This window comes from Komagataeibacter europaeus LMG 18890 (assembly GCF_000285295.1).
GTDB classification, from domain to species: Bacteria; Pseudomonadota; Alphaproteobacteria; order Acetobacterales; family Acetobacteraceae; genus Komagataeibacter; species Komagataeibacter europaeus.
In genome coordinates this window covers 1-16,887 of record NZ_CADP01000067.1, presented here as the reverse complement: position 1 = coordinate 16,887, position 16,887 = coordinate 1, and the positions used below count along the sequence as shown (strand labels likewise).

Annotated in this window: 15 protein-coding genes; 8 read left to right on the top strand and 7 right to left on the bottom strand. The window is 57.7% G+C overall.

All coding sequences use genetic code 11. From position 1 onward, the window contains the following. Both GEU01_RS15200 and GEU01_RS15195 read right to left on the bottom strand, forming a co-directional pair. On the bottom strand, window positions 1-283 hold a 283-nt coding region (locus tag GEU01_RS15200), incomplete at its 3' end, for a helix-turn-helix domain-containing protein (RefSeq protein ID WP_026018774.1). Between the two features lie 475 nt (window positions 284-758). Beyond that, window positions 759-2,237: a mannose-1-phosphate guanylyltransferase/mannose-6-phosphate isomerase gene (locus GEU01_RS15195; RefSeq protein ID WP_019086744.1), complete on the bottom strand. Its 1,479-nt coding sequence runs from the start codon at window positions 2,235-2,237 to the stop codon at window positions 759-761. Window positions 2,238-2,553: 316 nt separating this feature from the next. Here GEU01_RS15195 and GEU01_RS15190 point away from each other — a divergent pair, with 316 nt between their 5' ends. Further along, window positions 2,554-3,885: a UDP-glucose dehydrogenase family protein gene (locus GEU01_RS15190; protein WP_019086743.1), complete on the top strand. Its 1,332-nt coding sequence runs from the start codon at window positions 2,554-2,556 to the stop codon at window positions 3,883-3,885. Between the two features lie 159 nt (window positions 3,886-4,044). Here GEU01_RS15190 and GEU01_RS15185 read toward each other — a convergent pair whose 3' ends face one another. From GEU01_RS15185 to GEU01_RS15170, 4 genes are read right to left on the bottom strand one after another with little or no spacing between them, the layout of a single operon-like run. Further along, entirely contained in the window at window positions 4,045-5,010 is a 966-nt protein-coding gene (locus GEU01_RS15185; protein ID WP_019086742.1) for a glycosyltransferase family 2 protein, read from the bottom strand. Then, window positions 5,007-6,206: a glycosyltransferase gene (locus tag GEU01_RS15180; RefSeq protein WP_019086741.1), complete on the bottom strand. Its 1,200-nt coding sequence runs from the start codon at window positions 6,204-6,206 to the stop codon at window positions 5,007-5,009. The genes GEU01_RS15185 and GEU01_RS15180 overlap by 4 nt, the downstream gene beginning before the upstream one ends. Beyond that, window positions 6,203-7,363, bottom strand: a complete 1,161-nt coding sequence (locus tag GEU01_RS15175) for a glycosyltransferase (protein ID WP_019086740.1) — start codon at window positions 7,361-7,363, stop codon at window positions 6,203-6,205. The genes GEU01_RS15180 and GEU01_RS15175 overlap by 4 nt, the downstream gene beginning before the upstream one ends. A gap of 45 nt (window positions 7,364-7,408) precedes the next feature. Further along, the gene (locus GEU01_RS15170; RefSeq protein WP_019086739.1) at window positions 7,409-8,518 is read right to left on the bottom strand and encodes a GumK N-terminal domain-containing glycosyltransferase; all 1,110 of its coding nucleotides are present in this window, start codon (window positions 8,516-8,518) and stop codon (window positions 7,409-7,411) included. A gap of 316 nt (window positions 8,519-8,834) precedes the next feature. Between GEU01_RS15170 and GEU01_RS15165 the strand changes: the two genes are divergently transcribed. The 5 genes from GEU01_RS15165 (at window position 8,835) to rfbD (ending at window position 14,031) form a co-directional block, all read left to right on the top strand. Continuing rightward, the gene (locus GEU01_RS15165) at window positions 8,835-10,013 is read left to right on the top strand and encodes an acyltransferase family protein (RefSeq protein WP_019086738.1); all 1,179 of its coding nucleotides are present in this window, start codon (window positions 8,835-8,837) and stop codon (window positions 10,011-10,013) included. Between the two features lie 13 nt (window positions 10,014-10,026). After that, window positions 10,027-11,358 (top strand): hypothetical protein, encoded by a 1,332-nt coding sequence (locus tag GEU01_RS15160; protein ID WP_019086737.1) that lies wholly within the window; start codon window positions 10,027-10,029, stop codon window positions 11,356-11,358. 44 nt (window positions 11,359-11,402) lie between these two features. Next, window positions 11,403-12,380, top strand: coding sequence for a glycoside hydrolase family 5 protein (locus GEU01_RS15155; protein WP_019086736.1), 978 nt, complete (start codon window positions 11,403-11,405; stop codon window positions 12,378-12,380). A gap of 45 nt (window positions 12,381-12,425) precedes the next feature. Then, the gene (gene rfbC / locus GEU01_RS15150) at window positions 12,426-12,983 is read left to right on the top strand and encodes a dTDP-4-dehydrorhamnose 3,5-epimerase (RefSeq protein WP_019086735.1); all 558 of its coding nucleotides are present in this window, start codon (window positions 12,426-12,428) and stop codon (window positions 12,981-12,983) included. Window positions 12,984-13,146: 163 nt separating this feature from the next. Then, window positions 13,147-14,031 (top strand): dTDP-4-dehydrorhamnose reductase, encoded by an 885-nt coding sequence (rfbD, locus tag GEU01_RS15145; RefSeq protein WP_019086734.1) that lies wholly within the window; start codon window positions 13,147-13,149, stop codon window positions 14,029-14,031. An 8-nt stretch (window positions 14,032-14,039) separates the two neighbouring features. On the opposite strand, the gene GEU01_RS15140 is transcribed toward rfbD, so the two are convergent. Then, window positions 14,040-14,765 (bottom strand): hypothetical protein, encoded by a 726-nt coding sequence (locus GEU01_RS15140; RefSeq protein WP_019086733.1) that lies wholly within the window; start codon window positions 14,763-14,765, stop codon window positions 14,040-14,042. 583 nt (window positions 14,766-15,348) lie between these two features. Between GEU01_RS15140 and GEU01_RS15135 the strand changes: the two genes are divergently transcribed. Together GEU01_RS15135 and GEU01_RS22925 are read left to right on the top strand one after the other, a co-directional pair. Further along, window positions 15,349-16,422, top strand: coding sequence for a DegT/DnrJ/EryC1/StrS family aminotransferase (locus tag GEU01_RS15135; RefSeq protein ID WP_232272564.1), 1,074 nt, complete (start codon window positions 15,349-15,351; stop codon window positions 16,420-16,422). A 14-nt stretch (window positions 16,423-16,436) separates the two neighbouring features. Beyond that, window positions 16,437-16,887 (top strand): IS4/Tn5 family transposase DNA-binding protein (locus tag GEU01_RS22925; protein ID WP_198284481.1); only part of this gene is annotated, 451 nt, incomplete at its 3' end.

Sequence of the window (16,887 nt, the reverse complement as noted above, 5' to 3'; positions counted from 1 at the left end):
TTTTCAGGGCAGACAGCATCTCCTGTGTCAGGCGGGCTTTCTGTCCACCGCCATGACGATCCACAAGGCCATCCGGGCCATCCGCATTGAAACGCAGCACCCAGTCACGGATACTCTGACGGTCTGTCCCCGCAAGCAGGGCCGCCTCGCCGCGCGAGGCGCCATCATAAATCGCCGCAAGCGCCAACAGGCGACGCGACTGACCCGCATGCCGGCTTCTGCGCGCAAGGCGTCGCAACTCCGAACTATCATGATCGTCACGCAGGGATAGAGGGCTGCCCATCCAGAATGCCTCCTTCAGAGAATGGTCTGCATCCTATGAATCACATTTTTAAACCGATGGGTACCCCGTGAGTCAGGCCAAACAATGGTTGGTATGAGTGCCTCGCTCATTTTGAAACATCTCCTGTCGGCGCGGCCTGCACCTGACGCCGGATAAGGCTTCGCCTGCCATTTTCCGCACTGCACAACCGAGTGCGAAATGATCCTTACCTGTTGCTGTTTTTTACACTACGCCGGAATGCGGCTCCTCAGTCCAGAAATATTGCGAGTATTTTTGGGCGAAAATATGTCACGACATCAATACATGATAATAATTCCAAAATCACATATTATTCATGGAACCAAAAATATCCTGCAAGTACGTTATTATACCGTAACGATATGAACGCATATCCAGATACCAGGGCAGCACAATGAAAATCGATGGTCACATGCGCGAAACCCGCACGGGCAACGCGCATGCGCCGACACTTTCCCTATTGTCGGCCGTAAGTATCCTCAAAGCGGACGATATCGTCCTCCCCCAGATACGGACCTGACTGGACTTCGATCAGGGTCAGGGGGATACGCCCCGGGTTTTCCAGCCGGTGCATACACCCTAACGGTAGATAGACACTTTCGTTTTCCTGCAACATAAGTTTTTCTTCGTTCCGCGTCACGATCGCGGTCCCACTGACCACGACCCAGTGTTCGGCACGATGGAAGTGCTTCTGCAGTGACAGTTTCTGGCCCGGATACACCACGATCCGCTTGACCTGAAACCGTTCGCCCTGAATCAGCCCTTCGTAAAAACCCCAGGGCCGGTAACAACGATTGTGAATTTCGGCTTCCGCCCTGTTGGCCTTCTTCAACTGTGATACCAGCGCCGAAACATCCTGCGCATAATCACGATGAATCGCCAGGACCGCATCAGGCGTGACCACCAGCACGATATCTGTCAGGCCCGCCACAGCGGTCAGCATGCCTTCGCTGCGCACGTAACAGTTATGGGACTGTTCCAGCACGACATCGCCCACGACCACATTGCCACAGGCATCCTTGTCGCCCAGTTCCCACAATGCATTCCAGTTGCCGACATCCGACCAGCCCAGATCGGCAGGGATCACAACGGCGCGGTCCGTACGCTCCATGACCGCATAATTGATGCTGACATTGGGTGAACGCAGGAAGGCCGTGGCTTCCAGCCTGCGGAAGGTCAGGTCGTTTTCACTGCCAAGCAGGGCATGCCGCACGTTTTCCAGTACATCGGGTTCATGCCGTTTCAGCTCCGCCAGCATGACGGACGCGGAGGCAAGGAACATGCCCGAATTCCACAGGTATCCCCCCTCGTTCAGCATTTCGGTCGCATGCAGGTGGTCGGGTTTTTCAATAAAGCGGGCGACACGGTACACGCTGTCATCCGGGTGACCGGGATGCAGGGGCGCGCCAAGGCGTATATAGCCATATCCCGTCTCTGGCACGTCGGGTTTCATGCCGAATGTGACGATGTACCCCTCCCGCGCCACGGTCGATGCCTTTTCCAGAACCGCTGGCAGGCGCTCGGGATAACGGAAAACGGCATCGGCGGCCATGATCCACAGAAGGGTTTCGGGATCATCCTGCGCCGCCAGCAGCGCGGCCGCCGCAATTGCCGCGGCCGTATTGCGCACGGCGGGTTCAAGGATGATCCGCCCGTCCTCGCACCCGTTTTCGCGCAGTTGTTCAGCGACAAGGAAACGGTGCGCGTTATTGCAGACCACGATGGGCGGCGCGAATGTCGTGCCGGTGGCACGCTGCAATGTTTCGCCGATCATCGTGCGGCTGGATGCCAGCGCCCAGAACTGCTTGGGGTGGCTGGCACGCGAAACGGGCCATAGCCGTGTTCCCGTGCCACCGGACAGGATAACAGGCGTGATGGTCCGGTTACGGGATTCCGGCACGGATACGGTTACATCCGTTGCTGTCATAAACGTCATGATCGTGACTCCGTCCTGCGTGTTTCATGCTGCACGTATCCGCCGTTTCTCCAAGGAAACGGAACCGGTCATGTCGGACATTGATGTTGCGGGATGCACTTAGCGGGAATTTTTTTGTCAAGAATGTGGTGCTCAAACATATTTTCGTCGTGATCATGCCCTTGTGTTGCATCCGCATGACATCTTCCGGGTTACGGAACATGCACCCCTTATTACTTTTGGTTTTATTCAACCCGCTTTTGAAAGCTCTAGGTCGCAGCCTGTTCCGGACAGCAGGCCGCGATACGGAAACAGGGAGGTCCCGGTGCGAATTGCTATGATTGGTGGAGGCTACGTTGGGTTGGTCTCCGGTACATGTTTTGCGGAATTTGGCACCGATGTTGCCATTGTCGAAACCAACCCGGACCGCCTGACCGCCCTGCGTGAAGGGCGTATCCCGATTTACGAACCCGGCCTGGACCGCCTGGTTGCAGAAAACGTGGAAGCCGGGCGCCTGACCTTTGGCGACGACATGGCCGCCGCGGTCAAAGGGGCGGACGCCGTGTTCGTGGCCGTAGGCACGCCGTCGCGCCGGGGCGACGGACAGGCGGATACAAGTTATGTTTACGCCGCAGTAGAACAGATCTCGCGCGCGGCAGACGCCTATACCGTCATTGTCACCAAATCGACCGTGCCCGTTGGCACGGGGCGCGAGATTGCACGCATCGTGCGCGAGACGCGCCCGGACCTGGAGTTCGATATCGCGTCGAATCCGGAATTCCTGCGCGAAGGCAATGCGATTCAGGATTTCATGCGGCCTGACCGTGTCGTTATTGGCACAGACCAATATAAACCGGGGGGTACGGAACGCGCGCAGACGATCCTGCGCAAGCTGTACCGGCCACTCTACCTGCTGGAAACACCCATTGTCTTTACAGGGCTGGAGACAGCGGAACTGATCAAATATTCCGCCAATTCGTTCCTCGCGATGAAAATTACCTTCATCAACGAAATCTCGGACCTGTGTGAAAAGGTTGGCGCCAACGTCAATGACGTGGCGCGCTCCATCGGGCTGGACGGGCGTATTGGCAAGAAATTCCTGCACCCCAGCCCGGGCTTTGGCGGTTCGTGTTTTCCCAAGGATACACGCGCACTGACGGCAATCGGGCGTAATGCGGGATCACCCGTGCGCCTGATCGAAACCACTGTCGCGGTCAATGACCAGCGCATGAAGGACATGGGCGAGCGTATCATCGCCTTTGCCAATGGGGATGTGCATGGACTGACGATCGGGGTGCTGGGACTGACCTTCAAGCCTGAAACCGATGACATGCGCGAAGCGGCTTCCATTCCCGTCCTCGACATGCTGGACAGGGCGGGCGCACATATCCGTGCGTTTGATCCCGCCGGCATGACAACAGCACGTCCGGTGCTGCCGCAATCCGTTACCTACTGCACGGATGCGCTGGATGCGGCCAGAGACGCCGACATCCTTGTCGTCCTGACGGAATGGAATGAATTCCGCTCACTTGCACCGGAAAAACTGGCGCGGGAGATGAAGGGCCGCAAGATTGTGGACCTGCGCAATATCTGGGATCCCAAAACCATAAAGGAAGCGGGATTCGAATATATCTCACTCGGGCGGCCGGACGCGGTACGGTCCCACTAATCACAACGAAAAGATCCGGGCCATGCATGCATGGCCCGGACAGATCATGACGACAGTTCTTCAGGGCTGTTTAAGAAACCTTCGCAAGAACGCCATCTTTTTTACAAAAGGCGGCGCCCGAACACCCTAATTTTCATTCATCAATATAATTCTCTGGCATCAGGAATGACACAACCTGCGCCTGAGTGCAGCCGCCACCTGCCGGATCATGGCAGGCAGGAATGCCGGACGCCGCATGATACGCCGGCAGATCGCCCCCACTGCCCCCGAACGCAATGCCACGGACACAAAATAGGAATCATCCAGCCGCTGCAATCCGGCCGCACGCTGGCGCAGCAGGGCCACCAGTTCGGGGTTGTTGCAAATACGTGGATCGCGCGCCAGTGCCAGCGCGCCATCGTGCATGTCACGATACGCAATGGTCGTGCGCGACATGCCCGATGCCCGCCCGCTGACACTGCCCTGCCGCTGCGTATAAAGATACGTGGCGTGATCGATCAGGAAAAACCGGCCGCCTGCCATAAGGAAGGCGATCATAAGCAGGAAATCCTCCCCATGCCGCACCACGGGGTCATACCGTATGCCATGGGCAAGCATGAATTCCCGCCTGAAAACAGGCTTGAGCAACCCCCAGTCAAATCCTTCCCCGCCCGATCGGTTATGAGCGATGTAATCACGCAGGCCAATGGGCGTGCGCGGCACCTGCCCCGCCCCCATCGCCCGGCCCGTCACCTGACCCGCCATGGCGTCATAATAGGCCAGGTCATCCGCCACCGCGTCACAATCCCCGACGGCGGCGCGCGCCATCAGCACTTCCAGTCGGTCGGGAGCAAAGGCGTCATCCGCGTCAAGAAACGCAATCCAGTCGCCCCGTGCGGCACCCAGCCCTACATTGCGGGCAACCGATGGCCCCCCGTTGTACGGCGTGGACATGACGCGGATACTGCCATGCGCGCGCGCCAGCCTGTGCAGCAGGTCTGGCGTACTATCCGTTGAACAGTCGTCCACTATGATGATTTCCAGCGGCGCATGTGTCTGTTCCAGCGCGGAACTTACGGCGCGCATGATGAAAGCCTGTGCATTATAGGTGGTAATGACCAGACTGACGGACATGGAAACGTTCATGGGATGCGTCCTGTCATACTGTCGTAAATGTTTTCCAGTGTCGTCGCCCAGCGGGTAACGTCATGCTTCTGCGCCACGAAAACGGGACCGGCGGCGGACATGCGCGTAGCCAGATCATCATCGCGCAGCACATCCAGCAGGCGCGCGGCCAGCGTCGTGACATCCCCTTCGGCAAAGGCAAAGCCTGTCTTGCCGTCGATAATGCCCTCCGTCGCCCCGCCCCGCGCCGATGTCACGACCGGGACGCCGCAGGCCTGGGCCTCCAGCAGGACCAGACCCATGCCTTCCGCATCGCCATTGGCGGCGGTGACACTGGGCAGGCAGAAAACACGGGCCTGTGCCAGCAGCGGCTGCATTTCGGCTGCTGAATACCGGCCGTAAAACGATACGCCATCCATCCCCGCGGCAAGGCTGGTCAGCATCGCACGTTCAGGGCCATCACCGGCAATGACCAGTTGTGCATCTGGCAGTTGCGCGCGCACGGTGTGAAAGGCCTCGATCAGGTAGCGGCAACCCTTTTTTTCAACCAGCCTGCCCGCAAACAGGATAACCGGCGCACGCCGGGCGACCGGCTGGCCGGTCGGGTGGAAGCGATGGACATCAATCCCGATGGGACAGACATGGATACGCTGTTCCGGCAGGCCCGCACGCAGTGCCGCCTCGCGTATGCTGTGGGATACGGCCACAAAACTGACCTGCGGCCGGGCGGCCAGCAGTTTCAGCCTGCGCGGATAGGCACGCCATCGCCGTCCCCCGCCACCTGATGCAAACCAGTGCATATGCGTGGTGATGTCCGATCCGTGCAGGGTAACCAGCAACGGCACATGCAGCGCGCGCGCCACGGGCCATGCCTCCACCCCGTCAAAACCGAAATGGGCATGCACCAGTGCGGGGTTTACGGCACGCGCCAGTTTCATCATGCCGGGCACGGGACGTTCCAGATAACGCGACCCCATGCCAATCAGGCGCTGGAAGAACGTGGGCGGCCCATCATGCAATGCCCGGACGGCCATGCCATCCAGCGGCAACTGGCCCACCGTACGCTCCCCGATCAGGACTGGCCGCCAGCGCGTCAGGGCACGGGCCTGATCACGCACGAATGTTTCCGACCATGGCAGGATCTGCGTTCGGTAGATTGCGACACATGGCCTGGATGCCCCGGGAACGGCTGTCCCTGCCTGTGGCAGCATTTTCATGCCGCGACGGCCTGCACGGGGGCGGCCTGGGACATGGGCGCGTCATGGGCGCTGCCGCGATGGCAGGCACGATCGGTGCGCGATGATTCCCGGCCGAACCGGCGCACCAATGGCGCCAGCAGGACGCCCAGTACGAAATCCTTGTACATGGCGCGGTTGCCGAAGGTCCAGAACGAACGTTCGCTATATCCCCCTTCCCGCACCAGCTGGACAAAGGCCGCGATACGGCGTGGCAGGGTGCCCGAACAGACTTCGGCGCGCAGGATATAAAGCGGTTCCAGCCCACGCCATGCCTCGGCGGCGACACGGGCGCGGTTACGCATGGTTTCTGACCATGATGACGTCTGGGCCAGATCCGCAAACATCCTGCTGTCCTGCGCTGTCATGCGGGCAAGGTAGCGATAGGTATCGGCCCGGTCTTCCAGCCGGTAACGCCAGCGATCCACGAATGTCGGTCTGGTGCGCTTGCCCGACCCCACCGTATTGCCACCATGCAGCCGGTATTCCGTCAGTTCGTCATCCAGATAGACAATGGTGCCCACACCCGATGCGACAAGGAAGAAGAACAGGTCATGCCCCATTTCCTTGCCCGGGTTGTAATGGTCGCCCATGCGGGCCCACAGGGCGCCGGCGGGCTTCAGGTCCGCGCGGAATGTCTGCATGAAACCATAGGAAAAACACCATGGCTGCAACGTCAGCGGACGCGAAACGGGGGGAACGGGCGGGGTCGCATAAAAGGGTGATATGGGCGCGCGCCGTTCATTCACCAGATGCGCGTTATGGAAGACCATCAGCACATCCGGGTCGTTCATGAACGCCTGACGCACACGTTCCAGATTATCGCTTTTCCAGAAATCATCCTGGTCGCAGAAGGAAATCAGGTCGCCTGAACTCAGGGTGACCGCATGCATGAAATTGCCCTTGTAGCCAAAGCGTTTCGCATTGCGGTGGATCTGCACCGGAAAGGGCGCGGTGCGGGCAAAATCGGCCACGATGTCCAGCGTGGCATCGGTCGAACCGTCATCCGTCACGACCAGTTCGGCGGGCAGGCACGTCTGTGCCGCCAGACTGTCCAGCTGTTCGCGGATATGGGCGGCCCCGTTATAGGTTGCCATGACAACCGAAATGCGCGGTCCGTTATCACCTGCCTCAGTCATGTTGTTCGCTCTTTCCTAATACGTTGCGCAGGGACAGGCCTGCATTCAGACATGCGTGTCGGGATAGGCTTCGGGGGTCAGGATACGCTGCACGATTTCGGGCCAGCTATGGGCGTCAAGCTCGATCACGTCCGATGCATGCAGTGCCGCATCAATCGCGCGCCCGATGGATTGTGCATCCCCCGGCCGGTACCCGTACCGCCCGGCCGTGTCATGCAGTGCAAAATCGGGGCAGACGGCGGGAATGCCAAACAGCGCGAACTGCCGCAGCTTCAGTGACGTATCCAGCAGGTAACGCGGCGTATTGGCATCACGATAGGGCGCGACGCCAAAACTGGCGTGCTGGAGATAGGACAGCGTGCGTTCAAACGCCATTTCGGGATGGATGATGATATTGTCCGCCACCAGGCCGTCCGCCGCACGCCCCGCACCGATAATATGGAAATCGATGTCCGGCCGAAGTGACGCCGCGATCCGGAAAAAGGTCCGGTCAAACAGCATCGACCCGATCGAGACGCAACTGGTCCGACCGGGCGTATAGGGATTGGGATAGGTTTTTTCGGCAATGCCGCGATCAATGCCATGCGGCGCGAAAACCGCCGAACGCGCGTGGGGCAGTCGGTCAAGCAGGTAGCGCGAGGGCATGCGTACCGTGTCGATCATGTCGAAATTTCGAACGAAATCATTCTTGATGGTATCCGCACAGCCTACGACTTCCAGATCGTCGGACATCAGGTAAATAATGCGGGCGGACGGATTAAGTTTCCTGACATCGGCGATAAATATCGGCGCCATGCCCGATTCAATAAAAACAGTATCGGCACGCCGTATCCATTTTCGCGCAATGGCGGGCAGCATCTGGCGATAAAGCCAGAACAGTCCGCGTTCCACCGGCGCCAGCGCCGCGCGGCGCATGTTGAACGGGTGCCATTTCATACGCCATAGGTAACATTCCACGCCATCCACCGTTTCCACCCGGTTGGCACGGTCGGCAAGGCTGGCGCGCGTATCGCCACGTCGCAGCGACAGCGCGCTCAACCCGATGGACAGGAAGGCGGTCGGGCCACGGCGCGCCATCTCCGCTGCGATGAAATGGACACTTGCCTTGCGCAGACTCCTGAAATCATGGACGGAAATAAACAGGGAGCGCGTCATGGAACTATAGTCTCCTGCCGTGCGCCACAGTGGCGGCAGGCCGCATGCGCATGGCGCGCGGCCCCGGGGTTCATGTCGATCTTGCAATTATGGCCGGACCAGCGCGCGACCCCATTTGCGTTGCGCCAAATCCACAGTGTGATTGCGGCAGGATCATGACATGATCGTGCCGTGATAAAGGCGGCGGCACAAAGAATTGTGTGGGCACATTTTGCATGTTTTCTACATTTATATTCTGATACGCTCTGCCGGCCATAACAGAATCACTGTATTGCCTTCACCACGCCATGCCATTCATGCACCGGGGGAACCGACGATGTCGTCTGTGACGGAAACTTCGGGAACGGAACGAAATTATCTGCACCAGCTGACATCCCTGCGCGGTGTTGCATGCCTCGTGGTGCTGTTCGGCCATGCCATACAGGTTTTTCGGTACCAGAACCCGCAACGCACGGGGGCACGGGCAGCAGTGCATGACATCGTGACCTACGCATTCAACGCGGAAGCGGCGGTGGTGCTGTTCTTTGTACTCAGTGGATGCGTCCTGTCGCTGTCATTACGCAAATACACGCACCTGACGGGCCGGATTGTTGGCAGTTTCTATATCAAGCGTGTGTTCAGGATCTATCCGCTGCTGTGGTTTTCCATCGGACTGGCCATCGCCAGCATGGTCGTCGCGCGCGGATGGGTTGGCGACGGGGTCTTTGTCGGCTGGCTGTCGCGCAATCTGCAGACACCCGTATCCGTCCGCAACACCGTCATGTCGGTCGCGGGCGTTTTCACCCGTTATAACGGGCCGATGTGGTCATTGCGGGTGGAACTCATGTATTCCGTGGCCTTTCCGTTCCTGTTCTGGCTGGTGCGCGCGCCACGGCTGCGGGTGGTTACGCTGACGGGCCTTGCGGCCATCGCCCTGCTGCCCCTGCCGCATGAGGTGGGTACGGTCTTTGCCCTGTCCTTTGGCGTCGGCGCCCTGATCCCCCTGCTGCCGACAACACTTTCCCCCCGCCACGGACTTTATGCGCTGCTGGCGCTGGTTGTGCTGCTGTATGACCGTTATGCCCTTGCCGGGTCGGGCCTGCCCGAACGTATCCCTGACATGATTGAAACGGTCGCGGCCTTCATACTGATCCGTGACCTGTATGCATCGGGACGGCAGTACCGCGTACTACTCAGCAGGCCGGTCATTGCCATCGGGGAACTGTCCTATGGCATTTACCTGCTGCACCTGCCCATCATGCTTATGGTGTTCAGCGTGGCGGGCCATGTCGTGGGGACCGCCGCCCTGCTGGCGCATCCCTCACTCACCCAGGCGGGGCTGGGGATCATGACCGTCGTGCTGACCACGGCACTTGCGGCCATGACCTATAACATACTGGAACTGCCCCTGCATAACCTTGGCAGGCGGCTGGGCAACGCACTGCTTGTCCAGTCGTCCCCCGCCCGTCCGGTTTCCCCGCGACAGGGTGCGGATACACATGCGTCACGCGTCTGATACAGGAATTGCCATGTCTGCTACAGCGCACGCCCACCTGCCCCACCGGTCCGTAGCCGGCGCACCCGCCCTGTCACGGGTGGATGGCGTTTCGTGGCTGGTGGTGGCCGGGGCAATCTTCAACCTTGTCCTGTGTTTCATCAACACACGCCATGTCATCACGGTCCGCAGTTCGGAAATCGTGCTGTGCGAACTGGTCATCATCTTTCTGGCGTTTATCGAGGTACGCAACACGATTTCCCCTGCCGTGGTGCGCATTACGGGCGTGATGATCTGTTTCGAGATCGGGGCCAAGCTGATCAATCCCCGGCTGGACATGAAGATCCTGCATGACCTGGCCATTGCCTATGTCTTTTACCAACTGGGCACCCGGTCCACCCTGCGATCGGGTGAGCGCACCATGTGGGTCATGATGGCCATGATCATGTTTGTCGGCTTTTTCGAACTGCTGTTCACCAACCTGTTCGGCACGATATTCGATGTCTGGACCTATTACGTGAACAAGGGCGTCATCAGCAGCAGCACGGTCAATTACAGCAATACGAACCTGTTTATCAGCGGGAACCGGGGGGCGGCCGCATCCCGTACGTTTTTCCAGTCCATATTCGGATCGCACCGCGTATCATCGCTGTTCCTGGAGCCGGATTCACTAGGCAATTTCTCGGCCATCGGGTTTGCGTGGTGCCTCAGTACAAATCTTGGCTCCCGGCTGCGGCATGCGTTCCTGTTCTTCCTGTCCGCGCTGTGTTTCGTGCTGGCGGATTCGCGCTTTGCCTCGGGCTGCGCGCTGGGCATGATCCTGTTACGCATGACACCGCTTTACCGTTCACGCTTCGTGGTGTTCGCCATGCCGGTCACGGTGATGATGGGCCTGATGCTGCAGGGCGCCAACCATGAAATGCCCGGAATCCTGCCCTCCATCATCGGGGACAACTTTTCCGGCCGGCTGCTGTTTTCCGGCCGGCTGCTGGATTACTGGAACCTGTCGCAATGGTTCGCCATGGCCCCGTCGCAGGTTTACACGGCCGATACGGGTTATGCCTATATCATCAACAACCTTGGCCTGCCGCTGACGCTGTTCCTGCTGGCGCTGTTCACCCTGCATCCGGCGCGAACCGAAGCCGCCGTGTCGATGAAAGCGATGATTTCGCTTTATTTTTCAACATCCCTGTGCATCGGCGCATCGGTCTTTACCATCAAGACGGCGGCGTTGCTGTGGTTCCTGTATGGCACGACCAACAGCGTCGTTGCACCATCGGAACCCGAAGCCAGGGAAAAGGCGCCTGAACGCCTGAAATCATTCCGTTTCAACCGGCTTATGCCCACAGCGGAGCATATCGCATGACATTATCCCCATCTTCCCGCTTATGTATCTGGCCATGTGGCGGCATGATCGCGGCCGCCCTGACACTTTCCCCGGTCCCGCACGCTGATGCGCAGACATATCGCGGCGTAAACCTTGCGGGGGCTGCCTATTCCTCCTCCAAGCTGCCGGGCCGTTACGGGTATGACTACCTTTATCCCAAACCTGCGGAAGTAGATTATTTTACGGCGCAGGGCATGAACACATTCCGCCTGTCGGTATTGTGGGAACGTCTCCAGCCAACCCTGAATGGCCCGCTGGATGAAAAGGAACTGCAGCGTGTGCAGCAGTTCATTGCCTATGCGCAGGGCAAGGGTGCCACAACCGTGCTGGATATCCATGATTACGGGCGCTATCGCGGGCAGGAAGTCGGGTCTGCTGGCGTACCGGATTCAGCCTTTGCCGATTTATGGTCGCGGCTGGCGCAGGCGTTGGGCAACAATCCACATGTCCTGTTCGGCCTGATGAACGAACCGCAGCAGCATTCGGCCGAGGCATGGAAAAATTCGGTGCAGGCCGCGATTGACGCCATCCGCAGGGCTGGCAGCCACAATGCCATCCTTGTGCCCGGCATCGGCTGGGACAGTGCGCAGGGTTTCCCGAAACTGAATGGTGACGCGCTGGGACAGTTGCACGACCCTGACAACCGTCTGGTTTATGAAGTGCATGAATATTTTGATCCCGATGCATCGGGCACCAAGCCGGCATGTATTTCACAAGACCAGGCCCTTGCACGCCTCCAGCCCTTTACCGACTGGCTACATGCCCACAAGGCACACGGTTTTCTGGGGGAATTCGGCGTCAGCCGCCAACCGGAATGCGTCGCCCTGCTCGGGCCCATCCTCTCCCACCTGCGGGACAATGCGGATGTGTGGGATGGATGGACCTATTGGGCGGCGGGGCCGCTATGGGGCAATTACATGTTTACGCTTGAACCCGACCATGGCCAGGACCGCCCCCAGATGACGGCCATTAAGCCTTTCCTAAACCCCACCAAGCAATAACGCGGACAGGACCGCCACCGCCCGGACAGAAGAACAGGGAATCCCATGGACATACAGACATTTAACATCGCGGGCATGATTCTGCTCACTCCGCCGCGTTTTGGTGATGAACGCGGCTATTTTTCAGAAACATTCAATGCGGCCCGCATGAAGGAAATCGGCATTTCCGGCCCCTTCGTGCAGGATAATCACAGCCTGTCATGCCAGCGCGGCGTGGTACGCGGACTGCATTGCCAGCTTGCGCCCCATGCACAGGGCAAGCTGGTCCGCTGCACCCGTGGCAGCATATGGGATGTAGGCGTGGATATCCGCGCGGGATCACCCACCTTCGGTCAATGGGTGGGCGCGACCCTGTCAGCGGAAAACGGATCGCAGTTATGGATCCCGACCGGGTTCCTGCATGGTTTCTGCACATTGAGCGAAAATGCCGAGGTACAATACAAATGCACCGATTTCTGGGACCGTGACTGCGAACGGTCCGTGCGCTGGGACGACCCGCTGCTGGCAATCGACTGGCCCGTTTCGGAAAAGGACGTGATCCTGTCGGAAAAGGACGCTGCCGCCCTTCCCTTTTCCAATGTTGATGACTGGTTTCATATATAAAAGGGGATCAGAAGGAAGTCTTTGGCAAAGTTTTCTTCAAACAGATCCAGGAAATGCGCCTGTTTGAAAAATTCTGGCACCCAAAACGTTTGTTTTTTCCACTAATAATTTGTTTTCAAACAATCTCCTGTCCCGTTTCATATGAAAGAAGAAGCAGCACGTGATGCATACGCAATCAATCCTGGTAACCGGGGGACATGGACAGCTTGCCACGGCGTTATCCAGCCATGACGGTGTGATACGGGTCGGGCGACCGGATTTCGATTTTGACCGACCCGATACGATTGATGCCGTCATCAAGACGCATGACCCGTCCATAGTCGTAAATGCCGCGGCATGGACCGCCGTGGATGCCGCGGAAACGGACGTGGACGGGGCGCGGCGCGCCAATCATGCCGGCCCCGCGCGCATCGCCGCGGTCTGTCGCGAACTGGATATTCCGCTGATCCATATTTCCACCGATTATGTTTTCAGTGGGGATAAAGGCAGTCCCTACGTGGAAACGGATCCGGTTGATCCCCGATCGGTCTATGGACGGACCAAGGCGGACGGTGAACAGGCAGTGCTGCAGGCGCAACCTGACAGCATCATCCTGCGCACGGCGTGGGTCTATTCGCCCTATAACCGCAATTTCGTCCGCACCATGGTCGAAGCTGCGGCCCGACGGCCGACCCTGCGGGTTGTCAGTGACCAGATTGGCAACCCGACCAGCGCCGATGCGCTGGCGGATGTCATCATGCATATCATAGGACAGATTCGCGATACCGGATGGAAACCGGATTACGCCGGAATCTATCATGCAACAGGACAGGGTCAGGCAAGCTGGTACGATCTGGCGTGCATGGCGGTCAATGCCGCAGCCAGGCGGGGCAATCCGCAACCCGTCATGGAAGCCATTACCACCGCCGACTGGCCCACACCCGCAAGGCGGCCGCCGGATGCGCGACTTGACTGCACACGCCTGCGGCAGATGTTCGGTTGCGCACCCGGTCCGTGGGAACCTGAAGTCGAACGCGTTGTAGAAAAATTACTGTCACAGGCGGCATGATCCCTCCCTTACGGATTACCACATATCTGTCGCAGCCGCTCGGCCGCACGCAGCATGGCGGCACGGTACAGTTGCCGCCGTGATACGGCACCGGGAAAACGGCGCAGTTCACGCCGCAACATGCTGCCACGCATAAAATAATGACGCACGAAATGCGTCTGCCGCAGCAGACTTGCAATATACCTTTTCTGGTCGAGGACAGGGTGAAGGAAAGTATGCCCGCTCTGTGGCAGCACAAGGTCCGTTGACAGTATTGGCGGGAACCAGGAATAGCGCGAAACGTCACCATACCGCGCCAGGGGAATGAAGGTCAGGTCCGCCGCCGCCACTTCGGATGCGACAAAGGCCTCCCCCAACGGCCAGAAACCCGTTTCATCCATATTGGCTGACATCGCCCGTCGCCGTTGTGCCAGATGGGTCAGGGCGCGGCGGGAAAAAAACGAAATACAGTTCAGCGACGCCCGCAACTGCCCCGCAGGATAAATACCCGTATGGAAGCGGTGCCAGTACCATGCCGGCCCCGCATCCAGGGGATGGGATACGAAATCCGCCTCATCCGCGATCATGTCAGCCAGCAGGCGGGTACCATCGCCAGCAATACAGGCATCATATTCCACGAACAGATAATAATCATAATCCGGAATTCGGGACTGCACCTGATAATGGGTGTAATCGGCGTTCCACCATAACAGGCTGCCTTTTTCAAACCGGTTGGCAAATCCTAACGCCAGCATGTCTGCATTACATGTGCGCAGTACACGTTCATATGGGATGGTTCCCGTAAAACCATTTGTTTCATCAATAGAGATAAAAATATCGTTTTCAGGAAATGTTGATTGCAACCGTTGCAACTGTAGTTGCACGAAGCTGTCCCATGCATAGGTCTTCAATACAATCGCACATTTTTTTTTCGCAATCACGCCGTTCATCCCATATCACTGGGTTACATCACAAACAAAATAACACCAGGCCGTTTTACTTATTCCATGAATATATCGTGTAAACGGGAACGATTCACAAATCATGAAATTGCATGAATTTTCCACGTTATTTTAAAATATCGTATGTTTCGGCTCCGCATAGTAATCACATAAACGTGTGGTAAATAATATATTTATATTTGCATTGAATGTACACAAATTATCTGCTTTTAACTTAATACGGTCGTTGCGATGCGCCATTTTCCTTCATCCGCCAGACATCATGTTCAAGTCGCCTGTTTCATGAAACCGGAATACAGAAATGTCCTATACGGAAATATCATTCATTCGTTCAAATATTCCGAAAATAAGCCAGTTGGCCGATGGCATTATCGCAATGGAAAATTCCGGCATCTATACCAATTACGGTCCAATCAACCAGAAATTCGAAAAACGTCTGGTCGAACAGATGTTCAGTGGCGTGGGCCAGTGCGTCACGGTATGCAACGCCACGATCGGATTGATGATGGCACTGAAATACGCGACACGTCACAAAGACACCCGTGTCGCGCGTTATGTTCTCATGCCATCCTTTACTTTCGCAGCGGCAGCGCATGCCGTGTTATGGGCAGGTTTCACGCCGCTGTTCTGCGACATCGACCCTGCGGACTGGATGGCGTCCCATGCGGCGGAAAATGAATTACTGCAGGAATACGGTGAACAGATCGCAGCAATATTCCCCTATGCCACGTTCGGGAATGCAGCCGATATCAACCATTATACAAGACTGGAAAAACAGACAGACATTACCGTTGTCATAGACGCGGCGGCGTCCCTTGGCGCCCATGACGCATCGGGACAGGGATTCGGGACCGGTTCGCCACATGCCATCATATGTTCCCTGCATGCAACAAAAACAATGGGAATCGGGGAAGGCGGTTTCATCTACGCCAACAACCCCGACATGATCGAAGCCCTGCGTGCTATGGGCAATTTCGGCTTTGGCAAGATCCGCCACGCCACAATGCCCGGACTTAATTCCAAGCTAACCGAAATCGGGGCGCTGCTTGCCCTGTCGGGGCTGGACCATCTGGAAAATGTGGTTGAAAAGAAGTGCCGCATAGAACAGATGTACTACGATCTCCTGCCTGGTTTCGGCTTCCAGCGACAGCGCGGCGCGCGCATGTCCTATCAGTTCCTGCCGGTGCGCCTGCCACCACGATATGCGCCACACCGCAATGCGATACTTGCCCGCATGAAAGAAAAGCGGATCGGCACATCGACCTATTTTTCCCCCCATCTGTATGAACAGAGCTATTTTGTCGCCCACTGCAAGGCAGGCGACCTGCAGGCGACCGACGCGCTTGCCTCTTCCATTGTGTCCTTGCCGTTATGGCATGAAATGACGCCGGAAATGGTACGTTACGTGTGTCAGGAATTCCTGGCGGCCTGCCACGCCACAGATATGTAAGCCCCCGTTCCTTCTTGCAGTTACCCACAAATCTGCTGTTCTTGAATTTTGTGCTTGATGCAGATGAATCTGTTGTGATTCCTTTTCTGTCACCTTTATGCAGGCGGGGTGTGAGAATGGTACAGGATTGGGTCATACAGGAAATATCCGGATCTGACCTTGGCGACGAGCGCCTGAACAGGCGTCTGGGCACGATGCTCGCGGCACTTGCTGAACGACCGGGCAAGTCTCTCCCGACGGCATTTCAGGATTGGTCTGCGACCAAGGCAGCATATAGATTTTTTGCAAATGCAAATGTAAGCGAAGACAAAATCCTTGAAGGGCATTTTTCTGCTACCGCCCAGCGTTTCGATGCGACTGCAGGGCCAGTCCTGATCCTGCAGGATACAACGGAGTTTTCCTTCACCCGAGCATCTCCCGAAAAGATCGGGTTTACCAAGGTCTCTACGGGAGGCAGGGAAAAAA